The 17,232-nt window shown below is 64.1% G+C and carries 12 protein-coding genes and 1 tRNA gene; 9 read left to right on the forward strand and 4 right to left on the reverse strand.

From position 1 onward, the window contains the following. Positions 1-1,809: flagellar hook-length control protein FliK (locus AC1P6P_RS11260; protein WP_481402587.1), on the reverse strand; the 1,809-nt coding region annotated here is incomplete at its 3' end. Between the two features lie 267 nt (positions 1,810-2,076). On the opposite strand from AC1P6P_RS11260, the gene flgK reads away from it, so the two are divergent. From flgK to AC1P6P_RS11300, 8 genes are all read left to right on the forward strand, one after another. Further along, positions 2,077-4,203: a flagellar hook-associated protein FlgK gene (flgK, locus tag AC1P6P_RS11265; RefSeq protein WP_481402534.1), complete on the forward strand. Its 2,127-nt coding sequence runs from the start codon at positions 2,077-2,079 to the stop codon at positions 4,201-4,203. A gap of 8 nt (positions 4,204-4,211) precedes the next feature. Further along, positions 4,212-5,150 carry a flagellin gene (locus AC1P6P_RS11270; RefSeq protein WP_481402535.1) on the forward strand — a complete coding sequence of 313 codons (939 nt, stop codon included), beginning with the start codon at positions 4,212-4,214 and terminating at the stop codon, positions 5,148-5,150. 48 nt (positions 5,151-5,198) lie between these two features. Continuing rightward, positions 5,199-6,281 (forward strand): tRNA 2-thiouridine(34) synthase MnmA, encoded by a 1,083-nt coding sequence (gene mnmA / locus AC1P6P_RS11275; RefSeq protein ID WP_481402536.1) that lies wholly within the window; start codon positions 5,199-5,201, stop codon positions 6,279-6,281. Between the two features lie 68 nt (positions 6,282-6,349). Next, a tRNA-Met gene (locus AC1P6P_RS11280) sits at positions 6,350-6,424 on the forward strand. Positions 6,425-6,827: 403 nt separating this feature from the next. Beyond that, positions 6,828-9,827, forward strand: coding sequence for a TonB-dependent receptor (locus AC1P6P_RS11285; protein ID WP_481402537.1), 3,000 nt, complete (start codon positions 6,828-6,830; stop codon positions 9,825-9,827). Between the two features lie 73 nt (positions 9,828-9,900). Then, the gene (locus AC1P6P_RS11290) at positions 9,901-11,463 is read left to right on the forward strand and encodes a tryptophan halogenase family protein (protein WP_481402538.1); all 1,563 of its coding nucleotides are present in this window, start codon (positions 9,901-9,903) and stop codon (positions 11,461-11,463) included. Positions 11,464-11,465: 2 nt separating this feature from the next. After that, the gene (locus AC1P6P_RS11295) at positions 11,466-12,158 is read left to right on the forward strand and encodes a SapC family protein (RefSeq protein ID WP_481402539.1); all 693 of its coding nucleotides are present in this window, start codon (positions 11,466-11,468) and stop codon (positions 12,156-12,158) included. Beyond that, positions 12,155-13,156 carry a cupin-like domain-containing protein gene (locus AC1P6P_RS11300; protein WP_481402540.1) on the forward strand — a complete coding sequence of 334 codons (1,002 nt, stop codon included), beginning with the start codon at positions 12,155-12,157 and terminating at the stop codon, positions 13,154-13,156. The genes AC1P6P_RS11295 and AC1P6P_RS11300 overlap by 4 nt, the downstream gene beginning before the upstream one ends. A 3-nt stretch (positions 13,157-13,159) precedes the next feature. On the opposite strand, the gene AC1P6P_RS11305 is transcribed toward AC1P6P_RS11300, so the two are convergent. Next, positions 13,160-14,659, reverse strand: coding sequence for a tryptophan halogenase family protein (locus AC1P6P_RS11305; RefSeq protein ID WP_481402541.1), 1,500 nt, complete (start codon positions 14,657-14,659; stop codon positions 13,160-13,162). A gap of 152 nt (positions 14,660-14,811) precedes the next feature. Here AC1P6P_RS11305 and AC1P6P_RS11310 point away from each other — a divergent pair, with 152 nt between their 5' ends. After that, complete coding sequence (locus AC1P6P_RS11310; RefSeq protein WP_481402542.1) at positions 14,812-16,017, forward strand: threonine ammonia-lyase; 1,206 nt, start codon at positions 14,812-14,814, stop codon at positions 16,015-16,017. Here the strand turns inward: AC1P6P_RS11310 and AC1P6P_RS11315 are convergent. Together AC1P6P_RS11315 and AC1P6P_RS11320 are read right to left on the reverse strand one after the other, a co-directional pair. Continuing rightward, positions 15,998-16,765 (reverse strand): hypothetical protein, encoded by a 768-nt coding sequence (locus AC1P6P_RS11315; protein ID WP_481402543.1) that lies wholly within the window; start codon positions 16,763-16,765, stop codon positions 15,998-16,000. The two genes, AC1P6P_RS11310 and AC1P6P_RS11315, sit on opposite strands and share 20 nt — an antisense overlap. A 43-nt stretch (positions 16,766-16,808) precedes the next feature. Beyond that, positions 16,809-17,231 carry an Lrp/AsnC family transcriptional regulator gene (locus tag AC1P6P_RS11320; RefSeq protein ID WP_481402544.1) on the reverse strand — a complete coding sequence of 141 codons (423 nt, stop codon included), beginning with the start codon at positions 17,229-17,231 and terminating at the stop codon, positions 16,809-16,811. Position 17,232 lies beyond the last annotated feature (1 nt).

The following is a 17,232-nucleotide window of genomic DNA, read 5'->3' on the forward strand; positions in this document are numbered from 1 at the left end:
GGCTGCTGACCGGGTGGCAGATGCATTGGCCGCGATCGCGGCGTTAACGGATAGGCTGCGGCCACGGGCGCGGCCGCTGCCGCCACCGGACTGCTGGTTCTGCTGCTCGCGCAGCGAGAAATTGAGACCGTTGCCGGCGAGGTTGAGACCCGCATCGCTCAGAGCGCGATTGAGGCTCGAGGCGTCGCGCTGCAACAGTTCGAGTGTCTTAGGATTGTCGACCACCAGATTGGCCTGGGCTTGGCCGGAGCTGTCGACAGTGAGACGGACATCGACGCGGCCGAGTTCGGCCGGATCGAGCCGGATATCGAACTGGTGCAGGCCTTCGAGCGACTTGGCGGCAATGGTGACGCCCAATTTGTCGAACGGGGTTGCGGCGTCGGCGCTCTGGTGATGCTGCGCACTGACCTGGACATCGGCGGTAACGGTCGGTGCGGCCGGAGCCGGTTCGGCTGCGGTCGGGTCGAGCTTCGCCGGCGCGGCGCTGTGCGTCGGGATGCTGTGCGGCTGGGCGGCTTGCGCGACCGTTGGTTGGGTGGCGGGCTGAGCGGCGGATTGGGTCGCGGGTTGGGCCGCGGACGGGGTCGACGACGGCGACGCGGTTGACGCCCGTGCGGTCGGTTCGGCGTCACTGGCGGTCTGTCCAGCCTTCGACTTCGCCGCGGCTTTGACTTTGGGATCCGATTTCGCGTCGGTCTTGACGTCGCCCTTGGCATCAACCGGTGCGCGCGCCACGAGTGTTTCGGCGGCGTTCACGGCAGCTGTTTGGCGTGCGGTTGCATCAGCGGCTGGCGGCAGGGCGGAACCCGGCTGTGGCGCGGGCGCGGGAGTGGTCTGCGGAGGGGCCATCTGCGCGGCCTGCTGGATTGCCTGTTGTGCCGCTTTGCGCTCGGTTGTCCGATCGCTGTGCGGCGTCGGCGACGCGGCGGGCTCCGCCGACTGCGGGTCCGGCGGCGGCGCGCTAGGGTCGGTGCTGTCGCCGGCGAGGGACGGTGCCGCTTGCGGCGCGGCTGGTGGCGCAGCGGCGGCCGATGGGGCCGCGGCCGTCTGAATGGGCAATCCGGTCGCCGGTGTCACGTTAGGCATCGGAACAGCGGCCATCGGATTGAATCCGACTGCGGCGGGATCGGGTTGCCCCGGTGCAGTACTGTCGGTCGCTGACGAGTGCTCCGTCGGTTCCGCCGATGCAGCGTCGGTCGCGCACTCGGTATCGCTGGCGGAGCTGGTCGCGGCAATCTTGGCAGCCGTTGCGGCGGCAGGCACGGTCTGCGTCAGCTGCAACAGCGCGCCCAGATCGACTGGCGTTTTGCCGCTCTTATCGACGGTGGACTTGTTGTCCGGCTTCGGGGCGCTGGCGTCGCTCGACGCCGCTGCCGCGGTGTTTGAGTCGGATGCGGCGGCGGCCGCGGCCAAGTCTGCCGGGTCGGTCGGTGTAGTGGATGACGGAGCGTTGGGCGTCGAAGTCGTGTCGGCAGGCAGTGCAGCCGAGTTCGACGCGCCCGCGAGATTGCTCAGATCGGGCGTGACCGGCGCAGCAGAAGCAGTGTCGCCGCCACTCTGGCCGGTCACCGCCTGCGCCAGCATGGAGGCGGCGGCAAAGGTGGTGATCGGCATGGCATTGGCTGGCGCTGCGGCGGTGCCGGGCATGGCCGGCGCTGTCGAGGCCAGCAGTGACGTAGCGGATGCGGCGGCGTCCGTTGCGGCGCTCATCCGTTCGAGCAGGGCGCCGAACAGAGCGTCGATGGTGTTGGGTGTGGCGGCGGCGGCCTGGGGGGCTGCCGTCGTATTCACCGCGCTGACTGTTGCCACGTCGACCAAGTGCGAGGTCCGCGAAAGTTGCCGGACCATAGAAGCAAGGCCCGGACCACTTCGCCGAAGCCCGAAAACACTGTGTTTTTTGCCGGAGCCGAGGACCTGCGGAGGCAATGCTGGCGCGGCACCTTCTGCCGGAGGGGGCAAAAAATGCCGTGCGACCTGCTCCAAAAACCCCGGTTTTCCGCCCCAAACCGCGCCCAGGAACTGGCATGGGCCTTGCGATCATTTGAGCGGCGACAAAGCATTTTCGGGAAACGACCCGTGGCCCTGAACGGAATTCTGTCGAGCGCACTCACTTCCATGCAGACCAACACGTCTGCCTTGAAGGTGGTCTCGGAAAACATCGCGAACCTCAACACCGCCAACTACGCGCGGCGTGAGGTCAATCTCAGCGTACTCGGGTCCAATGGCATTCCGGCCGGCGTGACTATCGAAGACGTCACCCGTGTCACCAACCAGTATCTGACCCAGGAAAGCCTGTCGGCGACCTCTTCGTCCTCGCAGTATGATGCGATGAGTTCGGGCTATGACCAGATCAATGCGCTGCTGGGTTCGCCCGGCGACGGCAATTCGCTGACCTCCAAGCTGTCGGACGTGCTGACCAAGCTCGGCGCGGCGCAGCTGTCGACCAACACCGGCGCGAGCCAGTCGAGCGTCGTCAATTCGATGAGTTCACTGGCCTCGTCGATCTCGACAATGTCGACCTCGCTCGACGGTCTGGCGACGCAGACCGACAACCAGCTGGCGACGACGGTCTCCGGTGCGTCCGGCCTGATCAAGCAGATCTACAATTACAATCAGCTGATCAAGTCGGCTTACCTCCAGGGCAATACCGACACCACCTATCTCGACCAGCGCGACACCGCCTTGCAGAGCCTGGCGCAGGATATGGATGTCCGCGTTACCCCGCAATCGGACGGGACCGTTCAGGTCACCACCCAGGACGGCATCGGTCTGGTCGGCTCCAACGACTACGCGGCCCTCTCTTATAATACGGGCGCCGATGGCGTCTACGGAACGATCTCGGTCCAGGACACCAACGGCACCACCGGCCAGCCGATCGGCTCGGTGCAGTCGCTCGACAGCCATCTGGCTTCGGGAACGATGCGCGGCCTGATCGACATGCGCGATACCACCATTACCGGCGTCAAGAACGAACTCGGTTCGCTGGCCAAAGGTATCGCCAACGGCTTCAACGCGATTCACAACGCGTCGAGTTCCTATCCGCCGCCGACGACGCTGACGGGGCACGATACCGGTCTTCTCGCCACCGACTCGCTCAATTTCACCGGCCAGACCAGCATCGCCCTGACGAGTTCCAGCGGCGCGATGCAGCACACGCTCGCCATCGATTTCGACGCCCACACCATTTCGGTCGACGGCGGCGGCGCCAGCGCCTTCACCAACACGGTCGGCGGTTTTGCTTCGGCCCTCAATGGGGCCCTCTCCGGCGTCGGCGGGTCGGCCAGCTTCACCAACGGCGTGCTGACCGTCGACGGTGGCAGTTCGGGCGTCGTGGTCGGCGACGCCAATTCGGCCAATCCGTCTTCGCGCGGCGGTGCAGGCTTTTCGCAGTTCTTCGGCCTCAACGATCTGTTCACGACCTCGCAGCCGTCGCTGACCAACACCGGCATGTCGGCGTCCGACGCGCTCGGGCTGACGGCCAACGGCAGCATCAGTTTCACGCTCAAGAACGCCGCCGGCGCGGTGGCCACCACGGCGAACGTCGCCATCACCACGGGCATGACGGTCGGCCAGGCGATCTCCGCCATCAACTCCTCGCTCGGCGGCTATGCCAGTGTGTCGCTCGACGCCAATGGCGCGCTCAAGACTACGGTCAACGGCAATTATGCCGGCTACGGCTTGCAGGTTAACGACGACTCGACCTTGCGCGGGACTACCGGCATCAGCGTCAGCGCGCTGTTCGGCCTCGGCAGTAACGCGATCGGCGCGCTGTCGTCGGGCTTCAGCGTCCGTTCCGATATTGCGTCGTCGCCGTCGCGGATCGCGTTCGCCCAGCCCAACATGACCGGCACCCAGATCGTCGGATCCGGTGACTCCAACGGGCTGCTGGCGCTGCAGGCGCTGGCGACCAAGCAACTCAGTTTCGATAAGGTCGGCAGTCTCGGAGCGCAGACCGCTTCGCTGCAGAACTACGCCGGGGCGGTCTATCAGGACATCGCCACCCAGTCGGCGACCGCGACCGCCAACAAGACGACCCAGGACAACCGCCTGACCGAAGCCCAGTCGCGGCTGAGCGACAATTCGGGGGTCAACCTCGATGAAGAACTCTCCAACATGATCATGTACCAGAAAGCCTACAGCGCCGGCGCCCGGCTGTTGACCACGGTCAACCAGCTTTACGACAGCCTGTTGAGCATCCAGTGAGGTAAGCGATGAGTGTCGACCGCGTCGCAACGAACAATCAGACGAGCTACATGCTTTCGCAGATCGCGAAGGCGAATGTAAACCTGCAGAAATCGGAGATGCAGGTCACGACCGGCAAGGTGTCTTCGGACTATGCCGGGATCGGCGACAAGACGGCGGCCCTGCAGGGCGCCCAGGCGGCGGCCGATCGTGCGGCGGGCTATGCCGCCAACACCAATCTCGCGGTGACGCAGACCGACCTGCAGGACACCCAGCTGACGACGCTGTCGGGTCTGGCGACGCAACTGCAGAAGGCGATCCAATCGACCGCCGCCAATTCCGACGGCACCGGCTTGATGACGACGGCGCAAAGCATCTTCGAACAGGCATCCTCGATCCTCAATGCGACCGACGCCAACGGCGCTTACATCTACGGCGGCGAGAAATCGGACCAGCCGCCGTTCACCGCCACCAGTCTTGCCAATCTTGATTCTGGAACGGTCGCGAGTTTCTTCACCAATGGTTCGGTCAAGAAGACGGTGGCGGTCGGCGATGGCCAGACCCAGACCATCGGCGTGTTGGCGTCCGATATCGGCACCGGCCTGATGAGCGCGCTGAAGGCGCTGTACGACCAGGACCAGTCGCTGTCGCTGTCGGGTCAGATCACCAGCGCCCAGAACGATGCGCTGACCAACACGGTCCTGCCGCTGGCCAATACCGCCACCAGCACGCTCAATACCATCACCGCCCAGAACGGCGACACCTACACGTCGCTGAAGAGCGATGTAACGAACCAGCAGTCACTGCAGAACCTCTATTCCGGCTTCGTTTCCGACATCCAGGACGCCGATATGGGGACGGCACTGACCAATTTGTCGAACAACCAGACCGCGCTGCAGGCCGTGCTCACCGTCACCTCGAAGCTGAACAGCCTCAGCCTGCTGAATTTCCTGCCGACCACCGGCTGAACCGGGGGGCGCCTTGCGGGGACGCGGCCAAGTCGATAAGACGCCGCCATGATGCCTCATTCGTCGCCCGCAAAGCCGGTCAAAAGGGTCGTCGCCGCCATGTCGGGCGGGGTCGATTCCTCGGTTACGGCCGCCTTGCTCCAGCGCGAGGGCTACGAGGTCATCGGTGTCACGCTGCAGCTGTATTCCGGACAGGCCGATCGCAAGGGCGCCTGCTGTGCCGGCAAGGACATCTACGATGCCCGTCGCGTCGCCGATAAGCTCGGCATCGCCCATTATGTGCTGGATTACGAGGACCGCTTCCGCGCCGCGGTGATCGAGGATTTCGCCGTCAGCTACGCCAAGGGCGAAACCCCCATTCCCTGCATCCGCTGCAACGAGCGGGTGAAGTTCGGCGATTTGATGGAGAGTGCGCGCGCGCTCGGCGCCGATGCGCTTGCCACCGGCCATTATGTGCGCCGCGTCGAAGGAGGGGGCGGACCGCAGCTGCACCGCGCGGTGGACGAGGCGCGCGACCAGAGCTATTTCCTGTTCGCCACCAGCCGCAGCCAGCTCGATTATTTGCGCTTTCCGCTCGGCGGCATGACCAAGCCGGACGTGCGGGCGATCGCGGCGGATCTCGGTCTCGTCAACGCCAAAAAGCCCGACAGCCAGGACATCTGTTTTGTTACCGGCGACTACGGCGAGGTCGTCAAGCGCCTTCGCCCCGACGCCGGCGAGTCGGGCGAGATCGTCGATGACGCGGGCCGCGTGCTCGGCCGCCATGCCGGCATTGTCAATTTCACTATCGGACAGCGCAAAGGCCTCGGCCTGTCGGGCAATGAGGCGCCGCTGTTTGTTGTCAAACTCGAGCCCGAGACCCGCCGCGTCGTCGTCGGACCGCGCGCCGCCCTCAAAACCCGCCGGATCACGTTGAAGGACGTCAATTGGCTCGGCGATCCGGCCGAGGCCGCGGAATGCGCTGTCAAAGTGCGCTCGATGCGCCCACCGGTGCCGGCCCACGTCACGGTTGCGCCCGACGGCGCCGTCGTGGAACTGCTCGAGCCCGAAGAGGGCGTTGCGCCCGGCCAGGCTTGCGTCTTCTACCAGGGCAGCCGGGTTCTGGGTGGCGGCTGGATCGTGAGAGATTAAGCCGCGATCCCCGGCGACACGCGGGTTCTTGACAGCGTTCCGGCGCCCCAATACACCCGCGCCTCCGTGGCAGCGTAGCTCAGCGGTAGAGCAGGGGAATCATAATCCCTTGGTCGGGGGTTCAAATCCCTCCGCTGCTACCACTATCCCCCTATCCCTTGTCTGGAATCCCCGCGCGCGTGGTCACCGGTTTCCGTCCGGCGTCCCGGTTAAGACGCTGGGCATATTCGGTAATCTATTGTTTCCGCAGGGGAATTCGCGGTGCAAAACTGCAACGTGTCGTTCCAATTCCGCAAACTTTATATTGAGAGTGTGTTGCAATCGCTGGATTGCGACGTGCGCGTTTGTTAGCGTTCTCAACGAAAACAGTAGGAGATAGCGCTTACCGAGTGCGGTAAGTCGCCCAAATCTCCCAGATTGGAAACGCGAGCGGGAACTCTCATCCGCACATTTGACTGGAGTTGGCGACTCAACAACTCGAGATGCGACTGCACCTTAGGATGATTAAATCGGCCAACTTAGAGGCCAAGCAGGAGGGACATCACAGTGAATTGGACTCGTACCCATTCGATGGCGTGGATCAAAGCCGGTCTGCTTGGCGGAGCCTGCGCGGCGGCGTTGCTGCCATTGCCGGCTGAGGCCCAGGACCAGTCGACCGGTGAAGTCGTCGTTGTGACCGGCATCCGCGGATCGCTGCAGCGATCCCTCGACGTCAAGCGCGAGTCGCTTGGCATCGTCGATGCCATCAGTTCCGAAGACATCGGCAAATTTCCTGATACCAACTTGGCGCAGTCGATGATGCGCATCCCGGGCGTGACGGTCACCCGCCAGGCCTCGAGCATGAGCGGCACCGGCTCGACTTCGACCAACGGCGAGGCGACCGAAATCACCGTGCGCGGCTTCGGTCCGACCTTCAATCAGACGTTGTTCGACGGTCGCCAGGTTGCGACCGGCACCGGCGATCGCGCCTTCGACTTTTCCTCGGTCCAGTCCGATTTCGTTCGTCAGATCGACGTCATGAAAACGCCGGACGCCTCGATGTCGTCGGGTGCGATCGGCGCGACGATCAACGTCCGCTTCCCCAAGCCGCTCGACAATCCCGGGCTGGTGGTCGCCGGATCGTTCTCCGGCATGGTGTCGCCGGAGAGCGGCAAGTGGACGCCGAACGGCGATTTCCTTCTCAGCGACACCTTCATGAACGACACGTTCGGCATCCTGGTTGCGGGCTCCTATTCCGACATCAAGACGCGCCAGAACCACATCAACGTGCAGGGCTGGGAAGGCACCCATGCCAACGCCTTCGCCTCGACGGTGTCCGGCACCGATCCCAATGCGGCGGCGTGGTTCATTCAGGACTACGGCATCTACCACGAACTGCAGGACACCGAGCGCATGCAGGCCCGTGTCGTTCTGCAGTGGCGCCCAACCGACGCGATGGAGATTACCGTCAACGACAATTTCTCGCGCTCGCACACCCATCAGAACCAGTACGGCTACAGCGTCTGGTTCAATTCGGGCTCGCTGCAGAACGTGCAGCTCGATTCCAACGGAACGGTCGTCAATTTCATCCAGCCGAATACGCCGACCGACTTCCAGGGCCAGTACAACAACCAGGTCCTGCAGTACAACGACGTCGGCGCCAACGTAAAGCTGAACGTCAACGATAAGCTGACGCTGATGGTAGACTTCGACCACGCCGAAGGTTGGTCGAATCCCGGCCTCATTATCGGCACCGACGTGGACGTCGGCTACGGCCCTTCGCAATCGGCCTGTTCGAACGTCGTCGGAAGTCCGACCTACGACCCGACTTGTCAGACTGCGTCCTATACCGGCGGTCTTTACGGCGTCGGGTTCGGCATTGCGGTACCCGGCGGCCATCAGCTGCCTTATCCCACCGCGTACGGCCCCTCCGGCGACAAGACCAGGTTCATCAACAACGGCCTGATCGGTTCGCATGTGCTGCCGATGACGGCGGCGCAGAACCTCGACACCATCAACCAGTTCAAGGCCGAGGGTGCCTGGACCGACAGCGACAACATGTCGATCAAGCTCGGTTTCCAGTACGTCGCCGAGCACAAGAACGAAGCCGGCTACGACAGCTTCGAAAACAACGATTGGCAGGCGTATTCCGGCTATGGCCCGGCATCGAACAACTACTATTGGAAGAGCGCCAATCCCGCCGACCCCTACCTTGGCAAGCCGGCCGGCGTGGCCTTGCCGCAGAACCTGTTTTCGAACTCGTTCTCGACCTCCAGCTTCATCAACGGTTGGGGCGGATCGAACAACCTGCCGTCGAACATCCTGCAATACGATCCGGGTCCGACGGTCGCCTATCTCCAAAGTCTCGGTAATCCGCAAAGCGGCGTCATCGCCGGCTATAACGGTCTCGGCAGCGGTTGCTGTGCGCCGCCGCCAAACGAAGCCGGCCGGCCGTTCAACGGCATTTATCAGGTAGCATTCAATCCGAGTTCCTATCACGTCCTCAGCGAAGCGACGTATTCGGGTTATGCCGAGATGGCGCTGAAGACCACGCTTGCCAACATGCCGCTGAAGATCAACATCGGAGCGCGCTACGACATCACGCAGGAACACGTCGTCGGCCTCGGTCGCGTGCCCGTTTCCTTCACGGTGGACGCCGCGGACCACACCGCCTACGACATTGCCTACAGCGGCACCACCGACGTCTCGGCGGACCACAGCTATCAATACCTGTTGCCGCATTTCGATTTGACGCTGTCCGTGACCGACGACTTGGACCTGCGCTTCAACGCCTCGCGGACACTGACCCGCCCGCCGATCAGCGATCTGTCGCCCACCTACAGCATCACGGCGCAGCGCACCAACGACGTTGCGGCGAGTGGCGGCAATCCCAGCCTGTTGCCATTCCTCTCCGACAACCTCGATGTCGGTGCCCAGTGGTATTATGCCGAGAACTCCTACGTTTCCGTCGACGCCTTCCTTAAGGGAGTCGACAATTTCATCGTCGCCGGTTCGACCCAGCAGACGTTTGTCGGCGTCGGCCCCGGCGGGACCAGCATCCCGTATACGCTCAGTACCACCGTCAACGGTCCGGCCGCCAACGTCTATGGCCTCGAAATGGCATGGCAGTACGTGTTCGGGGACACCGGCTTCGGCTTCCAGGTCAACGGAACGATCGTCGGCACCAACAAGCCTTACGATCAAACCAATTTGTCGGTGTCAGGCTTCTCGGTGACCGGGCTTGCCGATTCCGCCAACATGGTTGTGTTCTACGACAAGAATGGCTTCCAGGCCCGCTTGGCGGCCAACTGGCAGGATAGCTACCTCGATCACTTCGGCCAGATCCAGAATGGTTCGCAGTTCGGTTCCGAACCGACCTTCGTGAACACCAACTGGAACATGGATTTCTCGACGAGCTACGATCTCACCAATCAGTTGACGCTGTATTTCGAGGCAATGAACCTGACGGACGCGACCTATTCGACCCACGGCCGCTTCTCCAACCAGCTCCTCGATGTCGTCGACTACGGGCGCAAATTCATCGTCGGTGCCCACTTCAAGCTGTAAGCTTTCCCAACTGTAACGACAGGGCCGCCGCGCTTGGCGGCCCTTGTTCTTCAGGGCATCATCGGGGGATTTCATGGACGGAACGGGCGCCGTGCAGCACATCCGCAACATCGTCATCGTCGGCGGCGGCACCGCCGGCTGGCTCACTGCCGCCGTGATCGCGGCGCGCCATCAGGCCCGCATCAAGAAAGGCAGCTTCTCGATCACGCTGGTGGAATCGCCCAATGTGCCGATTATCGGCGTCGGCGAAGGTACCTGGCCGACGATCCGCACAACGCTGGAAAAGATCGGCGTCTCCGAAACCGATTTCTTCCGCGAATGCGATGGCGCCTTCAAGCAGGGCGGCCGCTTTGCGCGCTGGACCACGGGCGCCGATGACGATTTCTATTATCACCCGCTGGAATTGCCCAAGGGCTTTGCCGATATCAATCTGGTACCGCATTGGCTGGCGCACGGCGGCACAACGTCATTCTGTGATGCCGTCTGTCCCCAAGGGGCGTTGTGCGACGAGGGGCTCGCGCCCAAGACCATCGCCACGGCGGAATATCGCGGTGCCGCCAACTACGCCTACCATCTCGATGCCGGCAAATTCGCCCCATTCGTGCAACGCCACGCCACCGCGAAGCTTGGTGTGCGCCATGTCCAGGCCGACGTCACCGAAGTCCACCAGGCTGAGAACGGCGACATCACCCATCTCGACACCCGCCAGGCCGGTCCGGTCCGCGGCGATCTCTTCATCGACTGCACCGGTTTTGCATCGCTCCTCATCGGCCGGGCGCTGGGGGTGGAGTTCAAGCCGTGCCAGGACGTGCTCTTCTGCGATACTGCGCTCGCCGTGCAGGTGCCGTACCCGACGCCCGACGCGCCGATGGCGTCTCACACCAATGCCACGGCGCAGAGTGCCGGCTGGATCTGGGATATCGGCCTGCCGACCCGGCGCGGCATCGGCTACGTCTATTCCAGCGGCCACACCAATGCCGACGACGCCTACGAAACGCTGTCACGCTATGTCGGCGAGCAGATCAAGACGCTCACGGTACGGAAAATCCCAATCCGCGCCGGCCATCGCGAGACGTTCTGGAAAAACAATGTCGTCGCCGTCGGGCTTGCTGCCGGCTTTCTCGAGCCGCTCGAATCCTCGGCCATCGTGCTTGGTGAATTGTCGGCCAAGCTGATCGCGGAACAGATGCCGGCGACCCGCGCGGTGATGGATATCGTGGCGGCGCGCTTCAACGAGGTCACGCTCTACCGCTGGGGCCGCATCATCGATTTCCTCAAGCTGCACTACTGCCTCACCAAGCGCAATGACACGCAGTTCTGGATCGACAATGTCGATCCTGCCGGCATTCCGGAGCGGCTGCAGAACCTGCTCAAGCTGTGGCAGACGCGCGCGCCCTGGTTCTTCGATGAGTTCGACCGCCTGGAAGAAGTGTTCCCGGCGGCGTCGTACCAGTACGTGCTCTACGGTATGGGTTTCAAAACCGAGGTCGATGCCGACGACATCGCCGCGACCGCCGCGTTTGCCGACCGGTTCCTGCGCGAAAATGCGATGGCGATCCAGAAACTGAAAACGCAGTTGCCGAAGAACCGCGACCTGGTGCAGAAGATCCAGACCTACGGCCTCAAGGCGATCTGACGATGACCAACATTGTTGCCCTCAATCGGCAAGCCCATCGCGATCTGCGGGTCAAACCGATCGCCGCCGCGCCGCGCAACTTCGTCGCCGTTGTGGTCAGCGAGTTTTCTCATCTCGTCGCCCACTATCCGATCCTGATCTCGAAAGATTCCGATACCGGCGCCTTCTATTGCGGCGCCATGCTCGGCATCGACGAAGGCGAGAACCTGTTCGCCGCCGACCGGGAGATTTATCGCCCGCTCAATCTGCAGCGCGGGCCGTTCTTCGCGGCGGGCACCGATCTTGCGATCGATCTCGACGGTGCTGCGATCGGCGGCGGCGAGCGGCTGTTCGGCGACGACGGCGACCCCACCCCCTATCTGAAGTCGATCATGGCGCTGTTTCGCGATCTGAAGCCGGGATTGGAGCAGACGAGAGTGTTCCTCGCGGTGCTGGCCGAACGCAATCTGATCGCGCCGTTGGCGGTGGAACTTTCGTTCGACGACGGGAGCTCACGCACTCTGGACGGGCTTTATACGATCGATGCCGAGGCGCTGCGCCGGCTGCCCGATAGCGAGGTCGTGCTGATGTTCCGCCGCGGCTACCTCGAGCTTTGCCATCTGATGCTGGCTTCGCTCAGGCAAGTGCCGGTCCTGGCCTCCCGCAAGAACGCCGGGCTGAGAGGCGGCGCGGCGCTGGCCGGCGCCTTCGCGTGACGCGGATCGCCGAGCGCGAGCGCTGCACGCCGGAAGATTTCGGCGCCATCGCCCGCGCCTGCCGGCCGGTGGTGCTGAGGCAGCTGGTGGCGGATTGGCCGGTGGTGGCGGCGGCCTCGGTTTCGCCGTGGGCGCTATGCGACTATCTCTCGCGCTTCGATTGTGGCCGTAATCTCGATGCCTTCTTCGGCCCCCCCGACATCGCGGGAAAATATTTCTATGGTCCCGGCCTCAAGGGCTTCAATTTCGAGCGTCGAACGCTGCGGTTCGCCGAGGCCCTGGCGGCGATCCTCGATGGTCTCGACATGCCGGGCTCGGCATCGGTCTATGCCGGCTCGCTGCCGCTGGAGGAATACCTGCCCGGGTTTGCGCGCGCCAATGCAATGGCGCTCGTGGGGCCGGCGGTGGAACCGCGCATCTGGCTTGGTCACGCCTCCAACGTTGCGGTGCATTACGACGCAATGGACAACATCGCGTGCGTGATCGCCGGCCGCCGCCGCTTCACGCTTTATCCGCCCGAGGCGACGGCGAAACTGTACGTCGGACCGATCGATCACACCATGGCCGGCCAGCCGGTCAGCCTTGCCGCTTCCTCGCCGCCCGACCCGGAACGCTATCCCATGTTCGAAGAGGTGCGCGACGAGGCGCTGGTGGCCGACCTCGAGCCGGGCGATGCGCTCTATCTGCCCAAGCTGTGGTGGCACGGCGTCGAGGCGACGGCCCCGTTCAACGCCCTGGTCAATTACTGGTGGGATGGGTTTCGCATCGGCCCCGACGCGCCCTACACGGCGCTCTTACTGGCGCTGATCACCATCGCCGAACGCCCGTCGGCGGAACGTGCGGCTTGGCGGGCGTATTTCGATCATTATGTCTTCCGCTCCGACGGCCATCCCCTGCGCCATCTGCCGCCGGAAAAGCACGGCATTCTGGGGCCGCTGAGGCCCGACAATTACGGCCGCATCCGCGCCTGGGTGATGCATTTGTTGCGCGGCGGGTGATCGTCAGGCCCGGCAGGTCCGGTCGATGAAGGCTTGGTGCAGCGGCATGGCATCGGCGCAATCGGACACCACCGTACGGATGTTCTCCAATATCGAGGCCAGTTGATCGCGCTCCAGCATATCGGCGAGCGGGTCGTAGCCGCGCGGCACGATATTCTGGCCGGCGTAGATGTAGAGCCAGCTCTGCACCGGAAAGAGCTCATTGTCCTCGCGCAGGACGCGGCCGTTGGCGCGGAACAATTCCAGCTTCTCGGCGAGACTGTCAGGATGGGGAATGGCTTGGCAGTGACGCCAGAACGCCGTGTCGTCGCGTTGGTTGGTGGTATAGTGCAGCAGCAGGAAATCGCGCACCCGCTCGTACTCGCCGGCGAGAATTTTGTTGTAGCGGTCGCGGTCGGCGGGCTCGAAGCGGCGGTCGGGGAAGAATTGCATCAATAGCGCCAAGCCGCGCTGGACGAGATGGATCGAGGTCGATTCAAGCGGCTCGAGGAAACCGCTCGCAAGCCCCAGCGCGACGACGTTCCGGTTCCAGAACAGCCTGCGCCGGCCGGTGGTGAAGGTAAGCCGCTTCGGTTCGGCGAGAGGCGGTCCGTCGAGGTGTGCCATCAGCTGCTCGCGGGCTTCCTCGTCGCTGATGAAGTCGCTGCAATAGACATAGCCGTTGCCGGTGCGGTGCTGCAGCGGAATGGTCCATTGCCACCCGGCTGGGCGTGCCGTTGCCAGGGTGTGGGAGGCAGGCGGACCGCTGCGGTTCGACGGCACGGCGACGGCGCGGTTGCACGGCAGCCATCGGCTCCAGTCCTCATAGCCGGTCGCCAGCGCCTGTTCGATCAGCAGGCCGCGAAAGCCGCTGCAATCGATGAAGAGATCGCCGTCCACGCGCCGGCCGTCCTGTAACTCCACCGCTTCTACGAAGCCGTCCTCCGCGCGGCAATGGACCCGTTCGATCCGCCCTTCGGTACGGGTCACGCCGCGCGCCTCGGCATAGGTGCGCAGGAACTTTGCGAACAAGCTGGCATCGAAATGCAGGGCATAGGTGATGGTCTCGAGCGGCGAGTTGGGGGCCTTGACCGGCCGCATGAACCGGCCGCGGTCGGACGCCACCGCTTGCAGGCAATACTCCTCGAGCGGCGCTGCGCGTCCCTCGCGCCTCAGCTTCCGCCAGGCGGCGGCGAACGGGATGCCGTCGATGTCGAAGCCGGTCTGTCCGAAGGGATGCGCGTAGGTCTGACCGATCCGCGTCCAATCCTTGAACCGGATGCCGAGCTTGAAAGTGGCGCCGGTGGCGCGAATGAGTTCGTTCTCGTCGATCGCGAGCACGCGCAGGAAATCCATGAGCGGCGGGATGGTCGCCTCGCCGACGCCGACGGTGCCGATCGCCTCGGATTCGACGAGCTCGATGCGGCACCGAAGCGGGCGCAACAGCCGTGCGAAACTGGCAGCCGCCATCCAGCCGGCGGTTCCGCCGCCGACGATGACGATGCTGCGGATGCGGTTGTCCATGCCGAACGCTAGCGCGCCGCGCGACCCCCGCCAACGCTGCCGCCCGGGGAACTTGGCGCGAAAATCGCCGGGTGGCCTGGTCATCGCGACCAATTGATTTGCCGAGGCTCAGGGCCCATACCACGCGGCGATTTTTGCAAGGATCGCCCGGTTTGCTTCCCATCACCATCGACGACGTCAAGGCGGCTGCCCGTGCCATTTCCGCGAGCATCGAACGCACGCCGATGCGCTCCTCGCGCACCCTGTCGGAAATCGTCGACGCCGAGATCTGGCTGAAATTCGAAAACCTGCAGTTCACCGCCTCGTTCAAGGAGCGTGGCGCCCTCAACAAGTTGTTGTCGCTCAGCGCCGAGGAGCGGGCCCGCGGCGTGATTGCGATGTCGGCCGGCAACCATGCCCAGGGTATCGCCTATCATGCCGGCCGCCTCGGCATTCCGGCGACCATCGTGATGCCGCTCGGCACCCCCTTTGCCAAGGTCACCCACACCAAGAAATTCGGCGCCCGCGTGGTGCTCGATGGTGAGGTGCTGACCGAGGCGGCGGCAGCGGCGCGGCGCCTTGCGGCAGAGGAAAACCTTGTCTTCGTCCACCCCTACGACGATGCCCAGATCATGGCCGGGCAGGGCACGGTGGCGCTCGAAATCCTCGCGGATGCGCCCCAGCTCGATTGCCTGGTGGTGCCGATCGGCGGCGGTGGCCTGATCAGTGGCGTTGCGGTTGCGGCCAAGGCGCTGAACCCCAACATCGAAATCTACGGCGTCCAGACCCGCGCCTATCCTTCCATGTACAACGCGCTGAAAGACGAGGCGCTGCCGTGCGCCGGCCAGAGCATGGCGGAAGGCATCGCGGTGAAGGAGGCCGGCACGCTGACGCGCCAAGTCGTGCGCGAACTCGTCAAGGATGTGCTCCTGGTCGGCGAGGCCGAGGTCGAACACGCCATCGCCACCCTGCTCGAGATCGAAAAAACGCTGGTGGAAGGGGCCGGCGCCTCCGGCTTTGCCGCGGTCGATTCCTATCGCGAGCTGTTCCGGGGCAAGCGCGTCGGTCTCATCCTGTCGGGCGGCAATGTCGACATGCGGCTGTTGTCCAACGTCATCTTGCGCGAGCTGTCGCGCGAGGGCCGCATCCTGTCGCTGGTGATCGAGATTGTCGACCGCCCCGGCGTTCTGGCGCAGGTCGCCACCCTGGTCGGCGAAGCGGGCGGCAACATTTTGGAGGTCTTGCACAACCGCATGGCGACCGACACCTCGGCCAAGCTCGCCCACCTCGGCATGACGGTGGAAGCGCGCGATGCCGATCACGCCGCGGAAATCCGCAAAGTGCTGGACGACGCCGGCTTCAAGCTTTTGAAGAGCTGATCACCGCCTTCAACGGTTCGGCAAGGCCGCGCTTGCGTAAGTAGCGAACCGCTTCGGTAAGATCGCTGTAAAGGTGCGGTTTCAGGAACGGCTTGACGGCGGCGGCGTCCTCGCCGCGCAATTCCAGGAACAGTGCCAGCGCGAACATCCAGGTACGCGGGCTGAGATAGCCGCCGCGCGACCAGCTCCAGCCGGTCATGTCGGCTTCGAAGTTGAATGACGCGGCGGCACCGAACACGCCGAAACCGAGATAAACCGTGGCGACATCGGTGGCCGGCTCGTAAAGCTCCGGGCCACCCGGTATGTCGCGCCACCATGCGCCGATCAGATAGTGCGCCAGCTCGTGCGCCAGGATCGCCACCAGCTTGCCCGGATCGTCGACCGCACCGGGATCGTAGGTGATCACCACCTCGTCTCCGTCGTGGCCGAAGGTGCCGCCTGGTCCCTGCGTGATCGGCTTCAAGGCCGTGTATTCGTTGACCAGGAGGGGAGCGCGTTGCGGCTGGGCTTCGAGCCGGCAAGGCCAGCGATCCATCCGCGCCAGCTTTTTGACGCAGCCGAAAACGTGTTCGGCGCGGGCCGCTCCGGTCGCGGGCGTCGGCGGGAAGAAAGCGCGGGTCGGCAGCACCAAGGGCGTAGTGCGGAAATCGACTTCACGTCCGAGCTTGTCGAGGAACCAGCGCCACAAGTCCAGCTGCCACGCCTCGTCCTCGAGATCGAGAAACGGTTTGCTCCTAAATGGCCACATTGGTCCCCCCCGGCAGTTGTGCCGCGATGATAGCACGGCCGGATCAGCGGGCGAACTTTTCCGACAGGATGATGCTCGACACCGTGCGTGCCACGCCGGAAAGCCGGCCGATGCGGTCGAGCGCCGCGTCGAGCTTGGGCGCGGTTTCGGCTTCCACGGTGGCGATCAGGTCGGAGGCGCCCGCGACGGCGGCGAGCGAGCGCACGTCGGGCATCTTCTTCAGTTCGGCTTCCACCCGCGCGCCCCATTTGGGATCGGTGGAAATCATCACGATCGCCTTCAGGTGTCGGCTATCCTCTTCGGCGAGCTTCACCGTGTAGCCTTTGATGGCGCCTTCGCGCTCCAGCCGGGCGATGCGGTCCTGCACGGTGGAACGGGCGAGGCCGAGTTTGCGCGCCAGCGATGCGGTCGGCTCGCGCGCATTGGCCCTGAGCAGGGCGATCAATTTGCTGTCGGTGGGACGCATC

The organism is Rhizomicrobium sp. (genome assembly GCF_056722145.1).